The sequence below is a fragment of the Kribbella sp. CA-253562 genome (assembly GCF_050942265.1).
In the GTDB taxonomy this organism is placed as follows: Bacteria; Actinomycetota; Actinomycetes; order Propionibacteriales; family Kribbellaceae; genus Kribbella.
On sequence record NZ_CP192049.1, the window covers coordinates 3,585,464 to 3,600,364 of the forward strand.

A 14,901-nucleotide genomic window follows, 5' to 3' on the forward strand; every position below is an offset into this window, starting at 1 on the left:
ACAGAGTGTTGATGGTAGACCGTTCGGGGGTGCGAAGCGACGATCACGAGCAGGCCGAGCGGGAGAGCCAGGCCCGCCGGGAGCTGTTGGACCGAGGAGCCGACGAGCTGGAGCGGCGACCATGGCAGGCCCCGCCGGTGCCGCCGTCGGCGGTGGACCTGCTCCAGTTCTTCCTGTGGAAGGGCGGCGACCAGGAGGCGGCGCTGGCTGCCCTCCGGCTGCTACCCGCGGCACGGGCCGAGCTGGACCAGCTGGAGACCGGGCTGCTGTTCGCGGCGCGCGGCCTGGGGCTGACCTGGGCGCAGATGGCTCAGGCGCTGGGGCTGAACTCACCGCAGGCCTGTCAGCAGCGGCTCGACCGGCTGGCAGCGCGTCAGGCGGAGGCATGACCCGCCGGGCATCGGACCCGGAGCTGCTCGTACTGCACGCCGTACGGCTGAAGGGGATGGCGGACGTCCAGACCGTCGCGGCGCGCTTCGGGCTCGACCAGGCGATGGCGGACGAGTTGCTGCTCGACTACCAGGCCTACGGCTGGGTGACGTGGAGCGAGTTCGCCGGCACCGGTGGCTGGTCGCTGACACCGGCCGGGCGGGCGGAGAACGAGCGACGGCTCGCCATCGAGCGCAAGGACGCGGGCGACGCCGTACTGCGGGAGGTGTACCAGGAGTTCCTGCCGCTCAACGCGCGGCTTCAACAAGCCTGCACGGACTGGCAGTTGCGGCCGTCCGAGGACGATCCGATGGCGTTCAACGACCACACGGATCGCGCGTGGGACGCCCGCGTCGTCAAGACGCTGACCGCGCTGAGTGTGCGACTCGGCGAGCTGGTGACCCGGCTGTCCGGCGTACTGGAGCGTCTCGGTGGGTACGACGAACGCTTCGCCGCCGCACTCGGCCGGGTGCCGCGCGACAACACCTGGGTCGACGGATCGGGCAAGGACTCCTGCCACGCGGTCTGGTTCGAACTCCACGAGGACCTGATCGCCACCTTGGGGGTGGAGCGTGGTGGCTAGGCTTGAGGGGTGCGTTCACGGCCTACGTTGAGTTGGACTCCCGGTCCCGAGGTGCTGGCGCTTGCACCCGGTACGGCGGATCTCGGTCCGGTGGTCGACACGGTGGCGGCCGGTGAGGTCGTCGTGCTGTCCGGGGCGGGCATCTCGACCGAGTCGGGCATCCCGGACTACCGGGGTGCGACCGGCAGTCTGCGGACCCACACGCCGATGACGTACGGCGACTTCGTCGGCAGCGAGTCCGGCCGGCAGCGGTACTGGGCGCGCAGCCACCTCGGCTGGCGGACCATCGCCCGCGCCGACCCGAACGCCGGCCACCGCGCGGTCGCCACGCTGCAGGCCCGCGGCTACCTGAGCGGCGTGATCACCCAGAACGTCGACGGCCTGCACCAGGCTGCCGGCGCGCGCGACGTGATCGAGCTGCACGGCAACCTCGACCGCGTCGTCTGCCTGGACTGCCGCGACACCAGCCCGCGCGAGGAGCTCGACCGGCGGCTGCGTGCGGCGAACCCGGCCTTCGAGGGTCAGGCGCTGCGCATCAACCCCGATGGCGACGTCGAGCTGCCCGAGGAGACGGTGCGGGGGTTCCACCTGGTCCCGTGCCGCAACTGCGGGTCCCCGCTGCTGAAGCCCGACGTCGTGTTCTTCGGCGAGAACGTGCCGAAGTCGCGGGTCGAGCGCTGCTACCAGCAGATCGACGAAGCCGAGTCGATGCTGGTGCTCGGCTCGTCGTTGACCGTGATGTCGGGCTTCCGGTTCGTCCGGTACGCCGCGAAGGCCGGCAAGCCGGTGCTGATCATCAACCACGGCCTGACCCGGGGAGACCCGCTCGCGACGCACCGCGTCGATTTGCCGCTCGGTCAGGCGCTGACAGAGCTGACCCAAGCGCTCGGCTGACCCAACCTGCTCGGCTGACCGAAGCGCTCGGCCCAGCCGCGGCGCCCGAAACCGTCCGCGGGCCGAAAAGCCGCCGGGCCGGCCCACGCGTGAAGTGGGCCGGCCCGGCGTCCGCCGTACGGATTGGAAAGGGTCAGCGTTGCGCGCCGGTCCGTAGGCGGTCCAAGTGGGCCCGGTAGGCCTCCGGCAGGCTGGTCTTCGCGGCCCGGTTGCTCAGCTCGCGCGCCTGCCGCGCGAACCCGGCCTGCTCGGCCGCCGTCACCGTCTCCGGGACGCCGGTGAGCTTCTTGACGGTCAGCGCCGCGACACCGGCCTGACCCTCGAACCGCGGGTGGTAGCTGTAGGCGCGGAGCAGGTTGACGTCCTTGCCCTGGATCCAGGCCTGGCCGTTCGGGGCGCAGGCGTCGTGGCCGGTGGACGGGCCGAACGTGTCGAGGTAGAGCACACCGGCCGCGGTCGCCGCGTTCTGAACGGCCGCGTTGAGCTCCTGCTCGATCGAGTACAGGTAGCGGTAGTCGCCGTCGGCGAACGGCAGGATCGCCGGGCAGGTGCCCTGCTCGGGCGCGATCTTCGGGTAGCCGATCAGTACGACGGTCGCCCGCGGCGCCTTCGCCTTGATCGCCTTGGCGACGTCGGTGATCCGGCCCTGGGTCTTGGCGATGTCGGCCTTCAGCGTGTCCACGCCGTCGACGGTGAAGTGCTGCTTGCACGGCGCGCCCGTGGCGTCGGTGGCCCGCAGCTTCGGGCAGGTGTCGATGATCCGGCCGAACACGCCGAAGTCGTTGCCGCCGATCCCGACCGTGACCAGGTCGGTGTCCGGGGTCAGCGCGTTGAACTGCGGGGGAGCGACACCGAACGACGTCTTCTGCGGCTGGGTCATGTTGGTGGTGTCGGCGCCGCCGCAGCTCACGTCGGTGAAGCGCTGCACCCGCAGCAAACCGGCGAGCAGCTTCGGGTAGTTGCTGGTCGAGCGCAGGCAGCCCAGCGAGAGCAGCTCCGGCAGCGGCACCAGCGGTGCGGACGTGTAGGAGTCACCGAGCGCGACGTACTTGCTGTACGCCGCCTGCGGCGTGACGGCGGACCGATCCGGTGCGGCCGCCCGGGCGGGGGCCGTGACGGACCACGCGCCGATCGTGGCGAGCGCGGTGAACGCTGCGACTGCACGAGGAATTCTCACGTGACCTCCGGGATGGGGCAGTGCGGCCCACAGTAAGTTGTGTGACCGGCCGATTACAAGGGGTGATCGGGGACCTGGTGCACCGGCCCGGACGGTTTCGTGGAATCCTTCTGCCATGCGTGTCTGGCACGGTTTGGACGAGGTGGGCCCCGATTTCGGTCCGTCGGTCGTCACCATCGGCAACTTCGACGGCGTGCACCGCGGGCATCAGGAGGTGCTGGAGCACGCGCGGGCGCGGGCCGAGCGGCTCGGTGGGCTGCCGGTGGTCGCGCTCACCTTCAACCCGCACCCGATGGCGGTGCTCCGGCCCGACAAGGCGCCGGCGACGATCAGCGAGCCCGAGGAGCGGGCCCAGCTGCTCTGCGACGCCGGCGCCGACGCGGTGCTGATCCTGCCGTTCGACAAGGAGACCTCGACCTGGTCGCCGCAGGAGTTCATCGATCGCGTCCTGGTCGGCACGCTGCACGCCAAGGCGGTCGTGGTCGGCGAGAACTTCCGCTTCGGCCACAAGGCCGCCGGGCACGTCGACACGCTGGTCGAGGCGGGTGCCGCGGCCGGGTTCGAGGTGGAAGGACTCGCGCTGCGCGGCGAGGACCAGCCGTGGTCGTCGACCTACATCCGCGAGCTGATCGCCGCCGGTGACGTCGAGCGGGTGGCGACGGCGCTGGGCCGGCCGTTGCGCGTCATCGGCACGGTGATCGAGGGCGACAAGCGGGGCCGCGAGCTGGGGTACCCGACCGCGAACATCCCGGCCGAGTCGGGCTCGGCGATCCCGCTCGACGGCGTCTACGCCGGCCGGCTGACCGTGCTGGAGCCGGCGCCCGGCGGTCCGGCGTACGGGGAGGCGTTCCCGGCGGCGATCAGCGTCGGCAGCAACCCGACGTTCGACGGGATCGACCGGCGAGTCGAGTCGTACGTGCTGGACCGCGACGACCTCGAGCTGTACGGCGCGCGGGTCGCGGTGGACTTCGTCGCCCGGCTGCGCGGCTCGCAGATCCGGTTCGACACCATCGACGAGCTGCTGGTGCAGATGAAGGCCGACGTCGACCAGGCCCGCCGGCTGCTGACCGGCCAGGACCAGGCGGACACCCCGGCCGAGGCGGGGAATTAGCACCGCTTGTCCACAGGCTGATACTCTGGACGCTGCCGTCTGAACGGCCGCGGATCGAGAGTGCCCGGGTGACAAAAGCCCCGGTGCGCCGCGCAACGGACATCGAGAGGATCAACGTGTCGTCTGCCAATCCTGAGGCGAAGAAGAAGATCATCGGCGAGTACGCCCTGACCGAGGGCGACACCGGTTCCCCCGAGGTCCAGGTCGCGCTGCTCACGCACCGCATCGCCGACCTGACCGAGCACCTGAAGGAGCACAAGCACGACCACCACAGCCGTCGTGGTCTGCTCCTGCTGGTCGGTCAGCGCCGCCGGCTGCTGAACTACCTGGCGAAGAAGGACATCAACCGCTACCGGTCGCTGATCGAGCGGCTCGGTCTGCGCCGATGACGCCGTGAGAAGCGGCCACCGCACTCCGGTGGCCGCTTCTCGCGTATCCATGCCCGGGCACCCGGGCATGGCACAACTGAACAATCAACGACAACGAGACGACGCGACCCGCGTACCGGGACGACGACCGGTCCTCGGTAGTGGCTTTCGGGACAGCGCCCCACCGCGTGGCGCTCGACCCGCGGGCCTCGATCGAAGACCGGCACCCCCGGACACCCGCGCCTCACGTCGTCTCACGTGAGAGAGGGGTATCCCGTGTCGGGATCCACCAACGCGCCCATGGAGGGCGCACAGTACGCCGAAGCCGTGATCGACAACGGCAGCTTCGGCACCCGCACCATCCGCTTCGAGACGGGCCGCCTGGCCCAGCAGGCCGCCGGTTCGGCCGCCGCCTACCTCGACGGCGACACGATGGTGCTGTCGGCCACGACGGCCAGCAAGAAGCCCAAGGACCAGTTCGACTTCTTCCCGCTGACGGTCGACGTCGAGGAGCGGATGTACGCCGCCGGCCGGATTCCCGGCTCGTTCTTCCGTCGTGAGGGCCGGCCCAGCGAAGAGGCCATCCTGACCTGCCGGCTGATCGACCGCCCGCTGCGGCCGTCGTTCGTGTCCGGCCTGCGCAACGAGATCCAGGTCGTCATCACGGTCCTGGCGCTCAACCCGGACGCGCTGTACGACGTCCTGGCGATCAACGCCGCGTCGATGTCCACCCAGATCGCCGGGCTGCCGTTCTCCGGCCCGATCGGCGCCACCCGCGTCGCGCTGATCGACAAGCAGTGGGTCGCGTTCCCGACCCACAGCGAGCTCGAGGACGCCGTCTTCGACATGGTGGTGGCGGGTCGCGTCACCGACACCGGTGACGTCGCGATCATGATGGTCGAGGCCGAGTCCACCCCGGGCACCTTCGACGCCGTTGCCGCCGGCAAGCAGGCGCCGACCGAGGAGATCGTGGCCGAGGGCCTCGAGGCCTCGAAGGGCTTCATCAAGACCCTGGTCGAGGCGCAGGCGGCGCTGGCCGCCGCGGCGTCCAAGCCGACCGGTGAGTTCCCCGTGTTCCCGGACTACCAGGACGACGCGTTCGCCGCCGTCGAGGCCGCCGCGACCGAGGAGCTGTCGCAGGCCCTCACGATCGCCGGCAAGCACGACCGCGAGGAGGCCACCGACGCCGTCAAGGCCGCGGTGATCGACAAGCTGGCCGCCGACTTCGAGGGGCGCGAGAAGGAGCTGTCCGCGGCCTTCCGCTCGCTGACCAAGAAGCTGGTCCGCCAGCGCGTGCTCAAGGACAAGGTCCGCATCGACGGCCGTGGCCTGACCGACATCCGCCCGCTCAAGGCGCAGGTCAAGGTGCTGCCGCGGGTGCACGGCTCGGCGCTGTTCGAGCGCGGCGAGACCCAGATCATGGGTGTCACCACGCTGAACATGCTCCGGATGGAGCAGCAGCTCGACACGCTGTCGCCGGAGACGCGCAAGCGCTACATGCACAACTACAACTTCCCGCCGTACTCGACCGGTGAGACCGGCCGGGTGGGTTCGCCCAAGCGCCGCGAGATCGGTCACGGTGCTCTCGCCGAGCGCGCCCTCGTACCGGTGCTGCCGTCGCGCGAGGACTTCCCGTACGCGCTGCGTCAGGTCTCCGAGGCGCTCGGCTCGAACGGCTCGACCTCGATGGGTTCGGTCTGCGCCTCGACGCTGTCGCTGCTGTCGGCCGGTGTGCCGCTGAAGGCGCCGGTCGCGGGCATCGCGATGGGCCTGATCTCCGGTGAGGTCGACGGCAAGACCGAGTACGTCGCGCTGACCGACATCCTGGGCGCGGAGGACGCGTTCGGCGACATGGACTTCAAGGTCGCCGGCACCAAGGACTTCGTCACCGCCCTGCAGCTGGACACCAAGCTGGACGGCATCCCGGCCAGCGTCCTGGCCGGCGCGCTGACCCAGGCCAAGGAAGCCCGCCTGACCATCCTGGACGTGATGTCGAAGGCCATCGACGCCCCGGGTGAGATGAGCGAGTTCGCGCCGCGGGTCATCTCGGTGAAGGTCCCGGTCGACAAGATCGGCGAGGTCATCGGCCCGAAGGGCAAGATGATCAACCAGATCACCGACGAGACCGGTGCCGACATCTCCATCGAGGACGACGGCACGGTCTACATCGGTGCGACCGACGGCCCGTCGGCCGACGCGGCGCGCGCGATGATCAACGCGATCGCCAACCCGACCATGCCGGAGAAGGGTGAGCGCTACCTGGGCACGGTCGTGAAGACGACCAACTTCGGGGCGTTCATCAGCCTGCTGCCGGGCAAGGACGGTCTGCTGCACATCTCGAAGCTGCGCGGCCTGGCCGGCGGCAAGCGGGTCGAGGCGGTCGAGGACATCCTCTCGGTCGGCCAGAAGCTGCAGGTCGAGATCGCCGAGATCGACGACCGGGGCAAGCTGTCGCTGATCCCGGTGGTCGAGGGCGAGGACGGCGACAAGGCCGACGAGAAGAAGGCCGACGACTCCGAGGCTGCCGCCGCCGAGTGAGTCGAGCCACCACCAGCACGCTGCTGAGCCCGGAGGAGGGCGGTCCCGTCAAACGGACCGTCCTGCCCTCCGGGCTCCGCGTGCTGTCCCAGTCGGTCCCGGGCTTCCGCTCGGTCACCTTCGGCGTGTGGGTCGGGGTCGGCTCGCGCGACGAGCCGGTCCAGCTGTCCGGCGCCACCCACTTCCTCGAGCACCTGCTGTTCAAGGGCACCGAGCGCCGGGACGCGCTGGAGATCTCTGCGTCGCTGGACGCCGTCGGCGGGGAGATGAACGCCTTCACCGGCAAGGAGTACACCTGCTACTACGCGCGGGTGCTGGACTCCGACCTCCCGCTGGCCGTCGACGTGATCTGCGACATGATCACCTCCGCGACGCTGGCTCCGGAGGACGTCGAGTCCGAGCGTGACGTGATCGACGAGGAGATCGCGATGCACGCCGACGAGACCTCCGACCACATCCACGACCTGTTCGCCGAGCAGCTGTGGGGCCCGACCCCGCTCGGCCGCTCGATCACCGGCACGTCGGAGTCGGTGGCCGGCCTGTCCCGCCGCCAGGTCGTCGGCTGGTACCGGCGCCGCTACCGGCCGGAGAACATCGTCGTCTCCGTGGCCGGCAACGTGGAGCACTCCGACGTCGTCCGCCTGGTCCGCAAGGCGTTCGAGCGGCACTGGGTCACCGGCGAGGCCGAGCCGGCACCGGTCCGCCGCGGGTCCGGTCGCCGCCTCCCGACGTACGGGGGAGTGCGGGTGCACCACCGCGACGTCGAGCAGGCGCACCTGGTGCTCGGCATGCCGGGGCTGGTGCGCAACGACGAGCGCCGGTACGTCGCCGGCGTACTGCACGGGATCGTCGGCGGCGGCATGTCGTCGCGGCTGTTCCAGGAGGTGCGGGAGAAGCGCGGCCTGGCGTACTCGGTGTTCACCTTCGGTTCGGCGTACGCGGACTCGGGCATGGTCGGGGTCTACGCGGGCTGCCTGCCGAAGAAGGCGCCGGAGGTGCTGGACGTGATCCGCGCCGAGCTGAGCACGATCGCGGCCGGCGGCATCACACCCGACGAACTGCTGCGCGGCAAGGGCCAGATGCGCGGCTCGGTGGTGATGGGCATGGAGGACACCGGCGCCAAGATGACCCGGATCGCCAAGGCCGAGCTCGTGTACGGCGAACTGCCGACCGTCGACGAGATCCTCGAGCGGATCGACGCGGTCACGCTCGACGACGTGCACGCGCTCGCCGCCGAGCTGTACGCGGGCACCCCGGCCCTCACCGTGATGGGCCCGTTCGACGAGGACACCACGGTCTTCGACCTGTAGGCCTGCGGGAGACGTGGCGCGTCCGGTGCCGGTACGGCGGCCGCGGTGGCCGGGACGATCTCCGGACTGAACGCGATCCGGTTGTGCGGCTACGCGTTCGGCATGATCATCACCGCCGCCCCGCAGGCCGCGATCTACCGCCGCTTCGTGGACGCGGTCCCCCCGGCCGAACCGCAGGTGGTCGTGCGCGACGTGGCGTGCGTCGATCTCGAGGGCATCAGCTACACCTATCCCGGTACCGACCGCCCGGCGTTGCGGGATGTGTCGATCAGGGCCGAGCGTGGCTCGGGCACTTCGGCCTGCTGGTGCAGGAGTTCGGCAAGTTCGAGTTCTCGTTGCGTGACGTGGTCGCGCTCGGTGCGCCGGACGACGTGACCGACGACGCCGTACGGCGAGCACTCGTCTCCGCCGAGGCCGAGTCGTTCACCCGGCGGATGTCCGGCCTCGACGCCCAACTCGGGCAGCAGTGCCGGATCACCGTCGTGGTCTCGCACCGGGCCTGGACGCTGCGGGAGATGGACCGGATCTACGTGCTCGACGACGGCGGCGTGGTCCAGCAGGGCCGGTACGACGAACTGCTCGCGATTGAGCATGGACGGTTCGCTCAGCTCTTCGCCGATCAGAGCAAATCCTGACCTGTGCTCTGATGACTTCGGCCTGCTGTCGGCGATATGGTCGAGGGTACGCCGAGGCTGTCCGCAGGTGCTCTGACCTCTTCGCGAGCCGCTCCGCTAAGTAACGCGTTTGTTACGCGCATGCTTTTTGTTGCTGACAACGTTGACATGCGCACTAACGACCAGCAAACATATCCGGCACATCCGCCCGCCTAGCGGTTCTCCGCCGAGGAAGTTGGTATGACGTGCGACGTGTGACTGGTGTTCTGGGGGCGACGCTGGGGCTGGCCCTGGTGCTCGGCGCCTGCGGTGACGGCAACGGCAGCAGTGGGGACAGCGGGGGAGGCGGGGCGAAGAGCGCGGTGATCGCGATCGCCGCCGACCCGCTGGAGTACATCAACCCGCTGAACGAGAACGGCAGCCCGGGCATCCAGATCGCGCAGGCGGTCTTCGCCCCGCTGGTCGCGACCGACCCGAACACCGGCAAGACCGTCAACGTGCTGGCCGACTCGGTCACGCCGGACAAGGCCAGCCAGACCTGGACGATCAAGCTCAAGCCCGGCAACAGCTTCCAGAACGGCCAGCCGCTGACCGCCAAGGACTACGTCGACAGCTGGAACCTGACCGCGCAGGGCTCGACCGCCTGGAAGAACAACGGCTTCTTCTCCAAGGTCGAGGGGTACGAGGCGCTGAACCCGCCGACGCCGGACGGCGCGACGCCGAAGCCGACCTCGGTCAAGACCCTCAGCGGCCTGAAGCAGATCGATGACCTGACCTTCTCGGTCAAGCTCAAGGTCCCGTTCTCCCAGTTCGGCCTGACCCTGCAGTACCTCGGCCTGGCCCCGCTGCCCGAAGAGGTCCGCAAGGACCCCGACGCCTACAAGCGCAAGCCGATCGGCAACGGCCCGTTCAAGCTCGACGGCGCCTGGAACCCCGGCGACGACATCAAGCTGGTCAAGTGGGACGGCTACAAGGGCCCGAACCCGCCCGAGGCCGACGCGCTGACCTACCGGTTCATCCCGAACGCCGACACGGCGTACAACGAGTTCCTGGCCGGCACGGTCGACTTCGTCGACGTACCGCCGACCAAGATCAAGACGTTCAAGACCGACGCGCCCGACGGCTGGGTGACGGCCGGGGCCTCCGGCGCCAACTACCTGGTCGTCCCGGCCTGGGACGCCCGGTTCAAGAACCCAAAGCTGCGGCACGCGCTGTCGATGGCGATCGACCGCAAGGCGATGGCCGACCTGGTCGGCCTGGCCGCGCCGTCCAACGGCCTGATCGCGCCGGACATCAACGGCTACCGCGCCGACGCCTGCAAGTACTGCACCTTCGACGCCGCCAAGGCCAAGCAATTGCTGCAGGAGGCCGGCGGCTTCTCCGGCCAGCTCAACATCAACTACAACACCACCTCCGCGACCGGGCAGATCTTCGCCGAGGCGATCGGCAACATGCTGCGCCAGAACCTCGGCCTGGACGTGAAGTACACCGGCAAGCAGGGCTCGGAGATCACTACGCTGGCCGACACCCGCAAGCTCGACGGCCTGCGGTTCAGCGGCTGGGGTCACGACTACCCCTCGATCGAGGACTACCTGACCCCGATGTTCAAGTCGACCGGTGACGCGAACTTCGCCGGCTACAGCAACCCGCAGCTGGACAAGGTCCTCGCCCAGGGCGACGCCGAACCCGACCCGGACAAGGCGATCAAGCTGTACCAGCAGGCCGAGGACATCGCCCTCGAGGACATGCCGCTGATCCCCTTGTACGCCAAGCAGAACGCCTACCTGCACTCGGCCAAGATCGAGCCGCGGGTGTCGAAGTACACCGGCGTCCAGGCGCTGTACTCCACGTTCAAGTGACCCGGTTCGTTCTCCGCCGGATCCTGGCGGCCGTTCCGATCGGCCTGATCGTCACGCTGGGGGTCTTCGCGCTCGTCTTCGCGATGCCCGGGGACCCCCTGCGTGAGCTGGCCGGTGACAAGCCCATTCCCGCCGCGGTGCTGGCGGCCAAGCGGGCCCAGTTCCACCTCGACGAGCCGTTCATCGTGCAGTACCTGCTGTCGATGAAGGACATCTTCACCGGACACTTCGGGACGACCTTCGCCGGTGCCGACATCGCCGGCCAGCTCAAGCTGCGGATCCCCGTCACGCTGAAGCTGGCCACGATGAGCCTTGCACTGCAGTGGATCGCGGGTCTCCTGTTCGGCCTGTACGCCGGCTTCCGGCGCAACGGCCTGGTCGACCGGATGCTGCTGCTGTCGACGCTGGCGGTGCTCGCCGTACCCGGGCTGGTGCTGTACTTCGCCGGCCAGTACGTGTTCGGCGTCGAGCTCAAGTGGCTGCCGGTCTCCGGCACCGCCGACGGTTATCCCGTGTCGTATCTGCTGCCGGCGATCTGTATCGCGATCACCGGGTTCGCCGGGATGGCGCGGCTGACCCGGACGTCGATCGTCGACACCGCGAACGCCGACTTCGTGAAGACCGCCCGGGCCAAGGGCCTGGGGGAGCAGCGGATCCTGTGGCGGCACGTGCTGCCGAACGCGTTGCTGCCCGTCGTCACGCTGATGGGCATCGACTTCGCCGGGATCTTCGCCGGCGCGGTGCTGGCCGAGTCGATCTTCAACCTGCCGGGGCTGGGACAGTTCCTGTTCTCGGCGATCCGGTTCAAGGAGGGCGGGGTGGTGGTGCTGCTGTCCACGCTGGCCTTCGTCATGTTCATCGTCATCAACCTGATCGTCGACATCGTGTACGGCGCGATCGATCCGAGGGTGCGCAATGTCTGAGGCCCAGCAGGTCTTCGGGAACGAGACGCAGGACCTCGAAGGCCGGACCCTGTCCAACACCGAACTGCTGCGCGCCCTGCTGCGCAAACCGCAGTTCGTGCTCTGCACCGTGCTGGTGCTGGGCTTCTTCGTGATGGCCGCCTTCCCGCGGCTGTTCACGTCGGTCGATCCGCGGTTCTGTGAGCTGAGCAAGACCCAGCACGGCCGCGAACCGGGCCACCCGTTCGGCTTCGACATCCAGGGCTGCGACTACTTCGCCAACGTGATCTACGGCGCGCGGCCCTCGGTCCTGGTCAGCCTGGTCGCCGGGGTCGGTGGCTTCCTGGTGGCCGGGATCCTGGGGCTGCTCGCGGGCTACTTCCCGGGCGCGGTCGACACGATCATCTCCCGGGTGGCCGACGTGCTGTTCGCGCTGCCGGGCCTGATCGCGCTGATCGTGATCCTGAACTCGGTGCCCAACCGCAGCATCTGGATCATCGTCGCGGTCATCCTGCTGACCTGGTGGCCCCAGGGCATGCGGGTGATGCGGTCGACGGTCTTCTCGGTCCGCAACCGCGAGTACGTGCTGGCGGCCCGGTCGATCGGCGTTCCACCGTTACGGATCCTGCGCAAACACGTGTTCCCGAACGCGATGGCGCCACTGCTGGCGATGACCACGCTCGGCGTCGGCGGCCTGGTCGGTCTCGAGGCCGTGCTCACCTTCCTCGGCGTCGGCCTGCAGCCACCGTCGATCTCGTGGGGATCGCAGTTCGGAGTCGCCGCGGCGTACCGCGACACTCCGCACCTGTTCATCTGGCCGGCGTTGTTCATCTCGGCGATGACGATCTCCTTCATGATCATCGGCGACTCGATCCGCGACGCCCTCGACCCGAAGCTGATGCGATGACTGTGCTTTTGGCCTCGCCTCCGGCTCGGCGTGGTCATGGGGCTTTGTCTCCCGGTCTTCCCTCGTCGCTTCGGTCGCTTCGCTCCCTCCACTCTTCAGTCCAGACCGGGAGGCCCCATGACCTTCGTGCTCTGCTCGATCCGGGCGGAAGGGGCCCCGTGACCGCCTTTCTTGCACTCGAAGTCCACGCCCGGGAGGCCCCATGAGCGCGGGTGAAGTACTGCTGCAGGTGGACGATCTCAGCGTCGAGTTCGACACTCCGCATGGCACGGTGCGGGCCGTGGACGGGGTGTCCTGGCAGGTACGAGCGGGGGAGACCCTCGCAATTCTCGGCGAATCCGGCTCGGGGAAGTCGGTCTCGACCCAAGCGCTGACCGGGATCCTCGAGATGCCGCCGGGGCGGATCGTCTCCGGTACGGCGAAGTACCGCGGCGAGGACCTGATCGCGATGTCGGTGAAGGAGCGCCGCAAGATCGTCGGCGACCGGATCACGATGGTGTTCCAGGACTCGCTGTCGGCGCTCAACCCCGTGCAGTCGGTGGGCAAGCAGATCGCCGAGTGCTACCGGGTGCACCGGGGCATGTCCAAGGGTGACGCGATGCGGCGGGCCGCGGAGATGCTGGACCAGGTGCGGATTCCGGCGTCGGCCAAGCGGGTGAACGACTACCCGCACGAGTTCTCCGGTGGGATGCGGCAGCGGGTGATGCTGGCGATGGCGCTCGCGCTCGACCCCGACGTACTGATCGCGGACGAGCCGACCACGGCGCTCGACGTCACCGTGCAGGCCCAGATCCTGGAGCTGATCGCGGAGTTGCAGGCCGAGCGGGACATGGGCGTCGTACTGATCACGCACGACCTCGGCGTGGTCGCGGACGTCGCCGACAACGTGGTGGTGATGTACGCCGGTCACGTGGTCGAGCGGGCCGCGACGGCCGACGCGCTGGAGCTGCCGATGCATCCGTACACCGAAGGGCTGCTCGGGTCGATGCCGTCGGCGGATCTCAAGGGCCAGGAGCTGCCGACGATTCCCGGGACGCCGCCGTCGTTGCGGGCGATCCCGTCCGGCTGCGCGTTCCGGACCCGCTGCAAGCTGGCGATCGAGCAGTGCGCGCATGACGTTCCACCGTTGCTGACCGTCGCACCGGGACGGGACGCGGCCTGCATCCGGCGTACCGGCAGCGCCTTGAAGGAGGCCGTGTCATGACCGATGAGTTGCTGGTGGCAACGAATCTGGTGAAGCACTACGACATCAGCCCGGCGCTGTCGTTCGGGACGAAGACTCTGGTCCGGGCGGTCGACGGCGTGGATCTGGTACTGCGCAAGGGCGAGTCGCTCGGCATCGTCGGCGAGTCCGGGTGTGGCAAGTCGACGCTGGTCCGCCTGCTCGCGGCGCTGGAGAAGCCGACCGACGGCTCGTTGCGGTACGACGGTGTGGACGTGGCCAAGCTGAAGGGTCGCGAGTTGCGGCGCTGGCGGCGCAACGTGCAGGTCGTGTTCCAGGACCCGTACTCCAGCCTCAACCCGCGGATGCGCGTCGGCGAGATCGTCGCCGAGCCGTTGGAGGTGCACCCCGACGTCTCGAAGGGGATGGACATCCGCAAGCGGGTCCGCGAACTGCTGGAGCTGGTCGGGCTGCGGGCCGAGGACGAGACGAAGTTCCCGCACCAGTTCTCCGGTGGCCAACGGCAACGCATCGGGATCGCCCGCGCGATCGCGCTCAACCCCGACGTCCTGCTCTGCGACGAACCGGTGTCGGCGCTCGACCTGTCGGTCCAGGCGCAGGTGGTGAACCTGTTGATGCGGCTGCAGCGCGAGCTCGGGCTGAGCATCATCTTCGTCGCGCACGACCTGTCGGTGGTCCGGCACGTCTCCGACCGGGTGGCGGTCATGTACCTCGGCAAGGTGGCCGAGCTGGGTCAGCACCACGAGGTGTACGACGTACCGGCGCATCCGTACACGCAGGCGCTGCTGTCGGCCGAGCCCGGCCTGGCCCGGCAGGGCGGACGCCGCCGGATTGTGCTCGCCGGCGACCCGCCGTCGCCGGTTTCGCCGCCGTCGGGCTGCCGCTTCCACACGCGTTGCCTGCAGGCCGAGGCGAGGTGTTCGGTCGACGTACCGGAGCTGCGGGTGATCGAGTCCGGTCAGCAGGTGGCCTGCCATTTCGCGGAGAAAGCACAGGCGGAATACACCTCTGTCATGTCATCCTGAC

15 protein-coding genes are annotated in these 14,901 nt (G+C 69.1%); 14 read left to right on the plus strand and 1 reads right to left on the minus strand.

The features are described from left to right. The first annotated feature begins 29 nt into the window (after nt 1-29). The 3 genes from ACQPXM_RS17035 to ACQPXM_RS17045 are packed head-to-tail and all read left to right on the plus strand — an operon-like array spanning nt 30 to nt 1,906. Nucleotides 30-389, plus strand: coding sequence for a hypothetical protein (locus ACQPXM_RS17035; RefSeq protein WP_432949658.1), 360 nt, complete (start codon nt 30-32; stop codon nt 387-389). After that, nucleotides 386-1,012 carry a transcriptional regulator gene (locus ACQPXM_RS17040; RefSeq protein ID WP_432949660.1) on the plus strand — a complete coding sequence of 209 codons (627 nt, stop codon included), beginning with the start codon at nt 386-388 and terminating at the stop codon, nt 1,010-1,012. The genes ACQPXM_RS17035 and ACQPXM_RS17040 overlap by 4 nt, the downstream gene beginning before the upstream one ends. 9 nt (nt 1,013-1,021) lie before the next feature. Then, nucleotides 1,022-1,906 (plus strand): NAD-dependent protein deacetylase, encoded by an 885-nt coding sequence (locus tag ACQPXM_RS17045; protein WP_432949662.1) that lies wholly within the window; start codon nt 1,022-1,024, stop codon nt 1,904-1,906. Nucleotides 1,907-2,039: 133 nt separating this feature from the next. On the opposite strand, the gene ACQPXM_RS17050 is transcribed toward ACQPXM_RS17045, so the two are convergent. Then, nucleotides 2,040-3,083, minus strand: coding sequence for an SGNH/GDSL hydrolase family protein (locus ACQPXM_RS17050; protein ID WP_432949664.1), 1,044 nt, complete (start codon nt 3,081-3,083; stop codon nt 2,040-2,042). Between the two features lie 115 nt (nt 3,084-3,198). On the opposite strand from ACQPXM_RS17050, the gene ACQPXM_RS17055 reads away from it, so the two are divergent. The 11 genes from ACQPXM_RS17055 (at nt 3,199) to ACQPXM_RS17105 (ending at nt 14,900) form a co-directional block, all read left to right on the plus strand. After that, nucleotides 3,199-4,194, plus strand: coding sequence for a bifunctional riboflavin kinase/FAD synthetase (locus ACQPXM_RS17055; protein WP_432949666.1), 996 nt, complete (start codon nt 3,199-3,201; stop codon nt 4,192-4,194). 116 nt (nt 4,195-4,310) lie between these two features. After that, nucleotides 4,311-4,583: a 30S ribosomal protein S15 gene (gene rpsO / locus ACQPXM_RS17060; RefSeq protein WP_012920573.1), complete on the plus strand. Its 273-nt coding sequence runs from the start codon at nt 4,311-4,313 to the stop codon at nt 4,581-4,583. Nucleotides 4,584-4,862: 279 nt separating this feature from the next. Further along, nucleotides 4,863-7,100, plus strand: a complete 2,238-nt coding sequence (locus tag ACQPXM_RS17065) for a polyribonucleotide nucleotidyltransferase (protein WP_432949668.1) — start codon at nt 4,863-4,865, stop codon at nt 7,098-7,100. After that, the gene (locus tag ACQPXM_RS17070) at nt 7,097-8,410 is read left to right on the plus strand and encodes a M16 family metallopeptidase (protein ID WP_432949670.1); all 1,314 of its coding nucleotides are present in this window, start codon (nt 7,097-7,099) and stop codon (nt 8,408-8,410) included. The genes ACQPXM_RS17065 and ACQPXM_RS17070 overlap by 4 nt, the downstream gene beginning before the upstream one ends. 45 nt (nt 8,411-8,455) lie before the next feature. Continuing rightward, a complete protein-coding gene (locus tag ACQPXM_RS17075; RefSeq protein WP_432949671.1) occupies nt 8,456-8,785 on the plus strand; it encodes a hypothetical protein in 330 nt (109 codons plus the stop codon). After that, a complete protein-coding gene (locus ACQPXM_RS17080; protein WP_432949673.1) occupies nt 8,746-9,045 on the plus strand; it encodes a hypothetical protein in 300 nt (99 codons plus the stop codon). The genes ACQPXM_RS17075 and ACQPXM_RS17080 overlap by 40 nt, the downstream gene beginning before the upstream one ends. A 233-nt stretch (nt 9,046-9,278) precedes the next feature. Further along, the gene (locus ACQPXM_RS17085; protein WP_432949675.1) at nt 9,279-10,883 is read left to right on the plus strand and encodes a peptide ABC transporter substrate-binding protein; all 1,605 of its coding nucleotides are present in this window, start codon (nt 9,279-9,281) and stop codon (nt 10,881-10,883) included. After that, entirely contained in the window at nt 10,880-11,806 is a 927-nt protein-coding gene (locus ACQPXM_RS17090) for an ABC transporter permease (protein WP_432949677.1), read from the plus strand. The genes ACQPXM_RS17085 and ACQPXM_RS17090 overlap by 4 nt, the downstream gene beginning before the upstream one ends. Beyond that, nucleotides 11,799-12,692 carry an ABC transporter permease gene (locus ACQPXM_RS17095; protein ID WP_432949679.1) on the plus strand — a complete coding sequence of 298 codons (894 nt, stop codon included), beginning with the start codon at nt 11,799-11,801 and terminating at the stop codon, nt 12,690-12,692. Before ACQPXM_RS17090 ends, ACQPXM_RS17095 begins: the two co-directional genes overlap by 8 nt. Before the next feature lie 202 nt (nt 12,693-12,894). Further along, nucleotides 12,895-13,896 (plus strand): ABC transporter ATP-binding protein, encoded by a 1,002-nt coding sequence (locus tag ACQPXM_RS17100; RefSeq protein WP_432949681.1) that lies wholly within the window; start codon nt 12,895-12,897, stop codon nt 13,894-13,896. After that, entirely contained in the window at nt 13,893-14,900 is a 1,008-nt protein-coding gene (locus ACQPXM_RS17105; protein WP_432949683.1) for an ABC transporter ATP-binding protein, read from the plus strand. The genes ACQPXM_RS17100 and ACQPXM_RS17105 overlap by 4 nt, the downstream gene beginning before the upstream one ends. Nucleotide 14,901 lies beyond the last annotated feature (1 nt).

Bases quoted from the DNA above. Each gene is read 5' to 3' on its own strand.
- ACQPXM_RS17095 (WP_432949679.1), top strand. From the start codon at position 11,799: ATGTCTGAGGCCCAGCAGGTCTTCGGGAACGAGACGCAGGACCTCGAA.
- ACQPXM_RS17055 (WP_432949666.1), top strand. From the start codon at position 3,199: ATGCGTGTCTGGCACGGTTTGGACGAGGTGGGCCCCGATTTCGGTCCG.
- ACQPXM_RS17100 (WP_432949681.1), top strand. From the start codon at position 12,895: ATGAGCGCGGGTGAAGTACTGCTGCAGGTGGACGATCTCAGCGTCGAG.
- ACQPXM_RS17105 (WP_432949683.1), top strand. From the start codon at position 13,893: ATGACCGATGAGTTGCTGGTGGCAACGAATCTGGTGAAGCACTACGAC.
- ACQPXM_RS17040 (WP_432949660.1), top strand. From the start codon at position 386: ATGACCCGCCGGGCATCGGACCCGGAGCTGCTCGTACTGCACGCCGTA.
- ACQPXM_RS17065 (WP_432949668.1), top strand. From the start codon at position 4,863: ATGGAGGGCGCACAGTACGCCGAAGCCGTGATCGACAACGGCAGCTTC.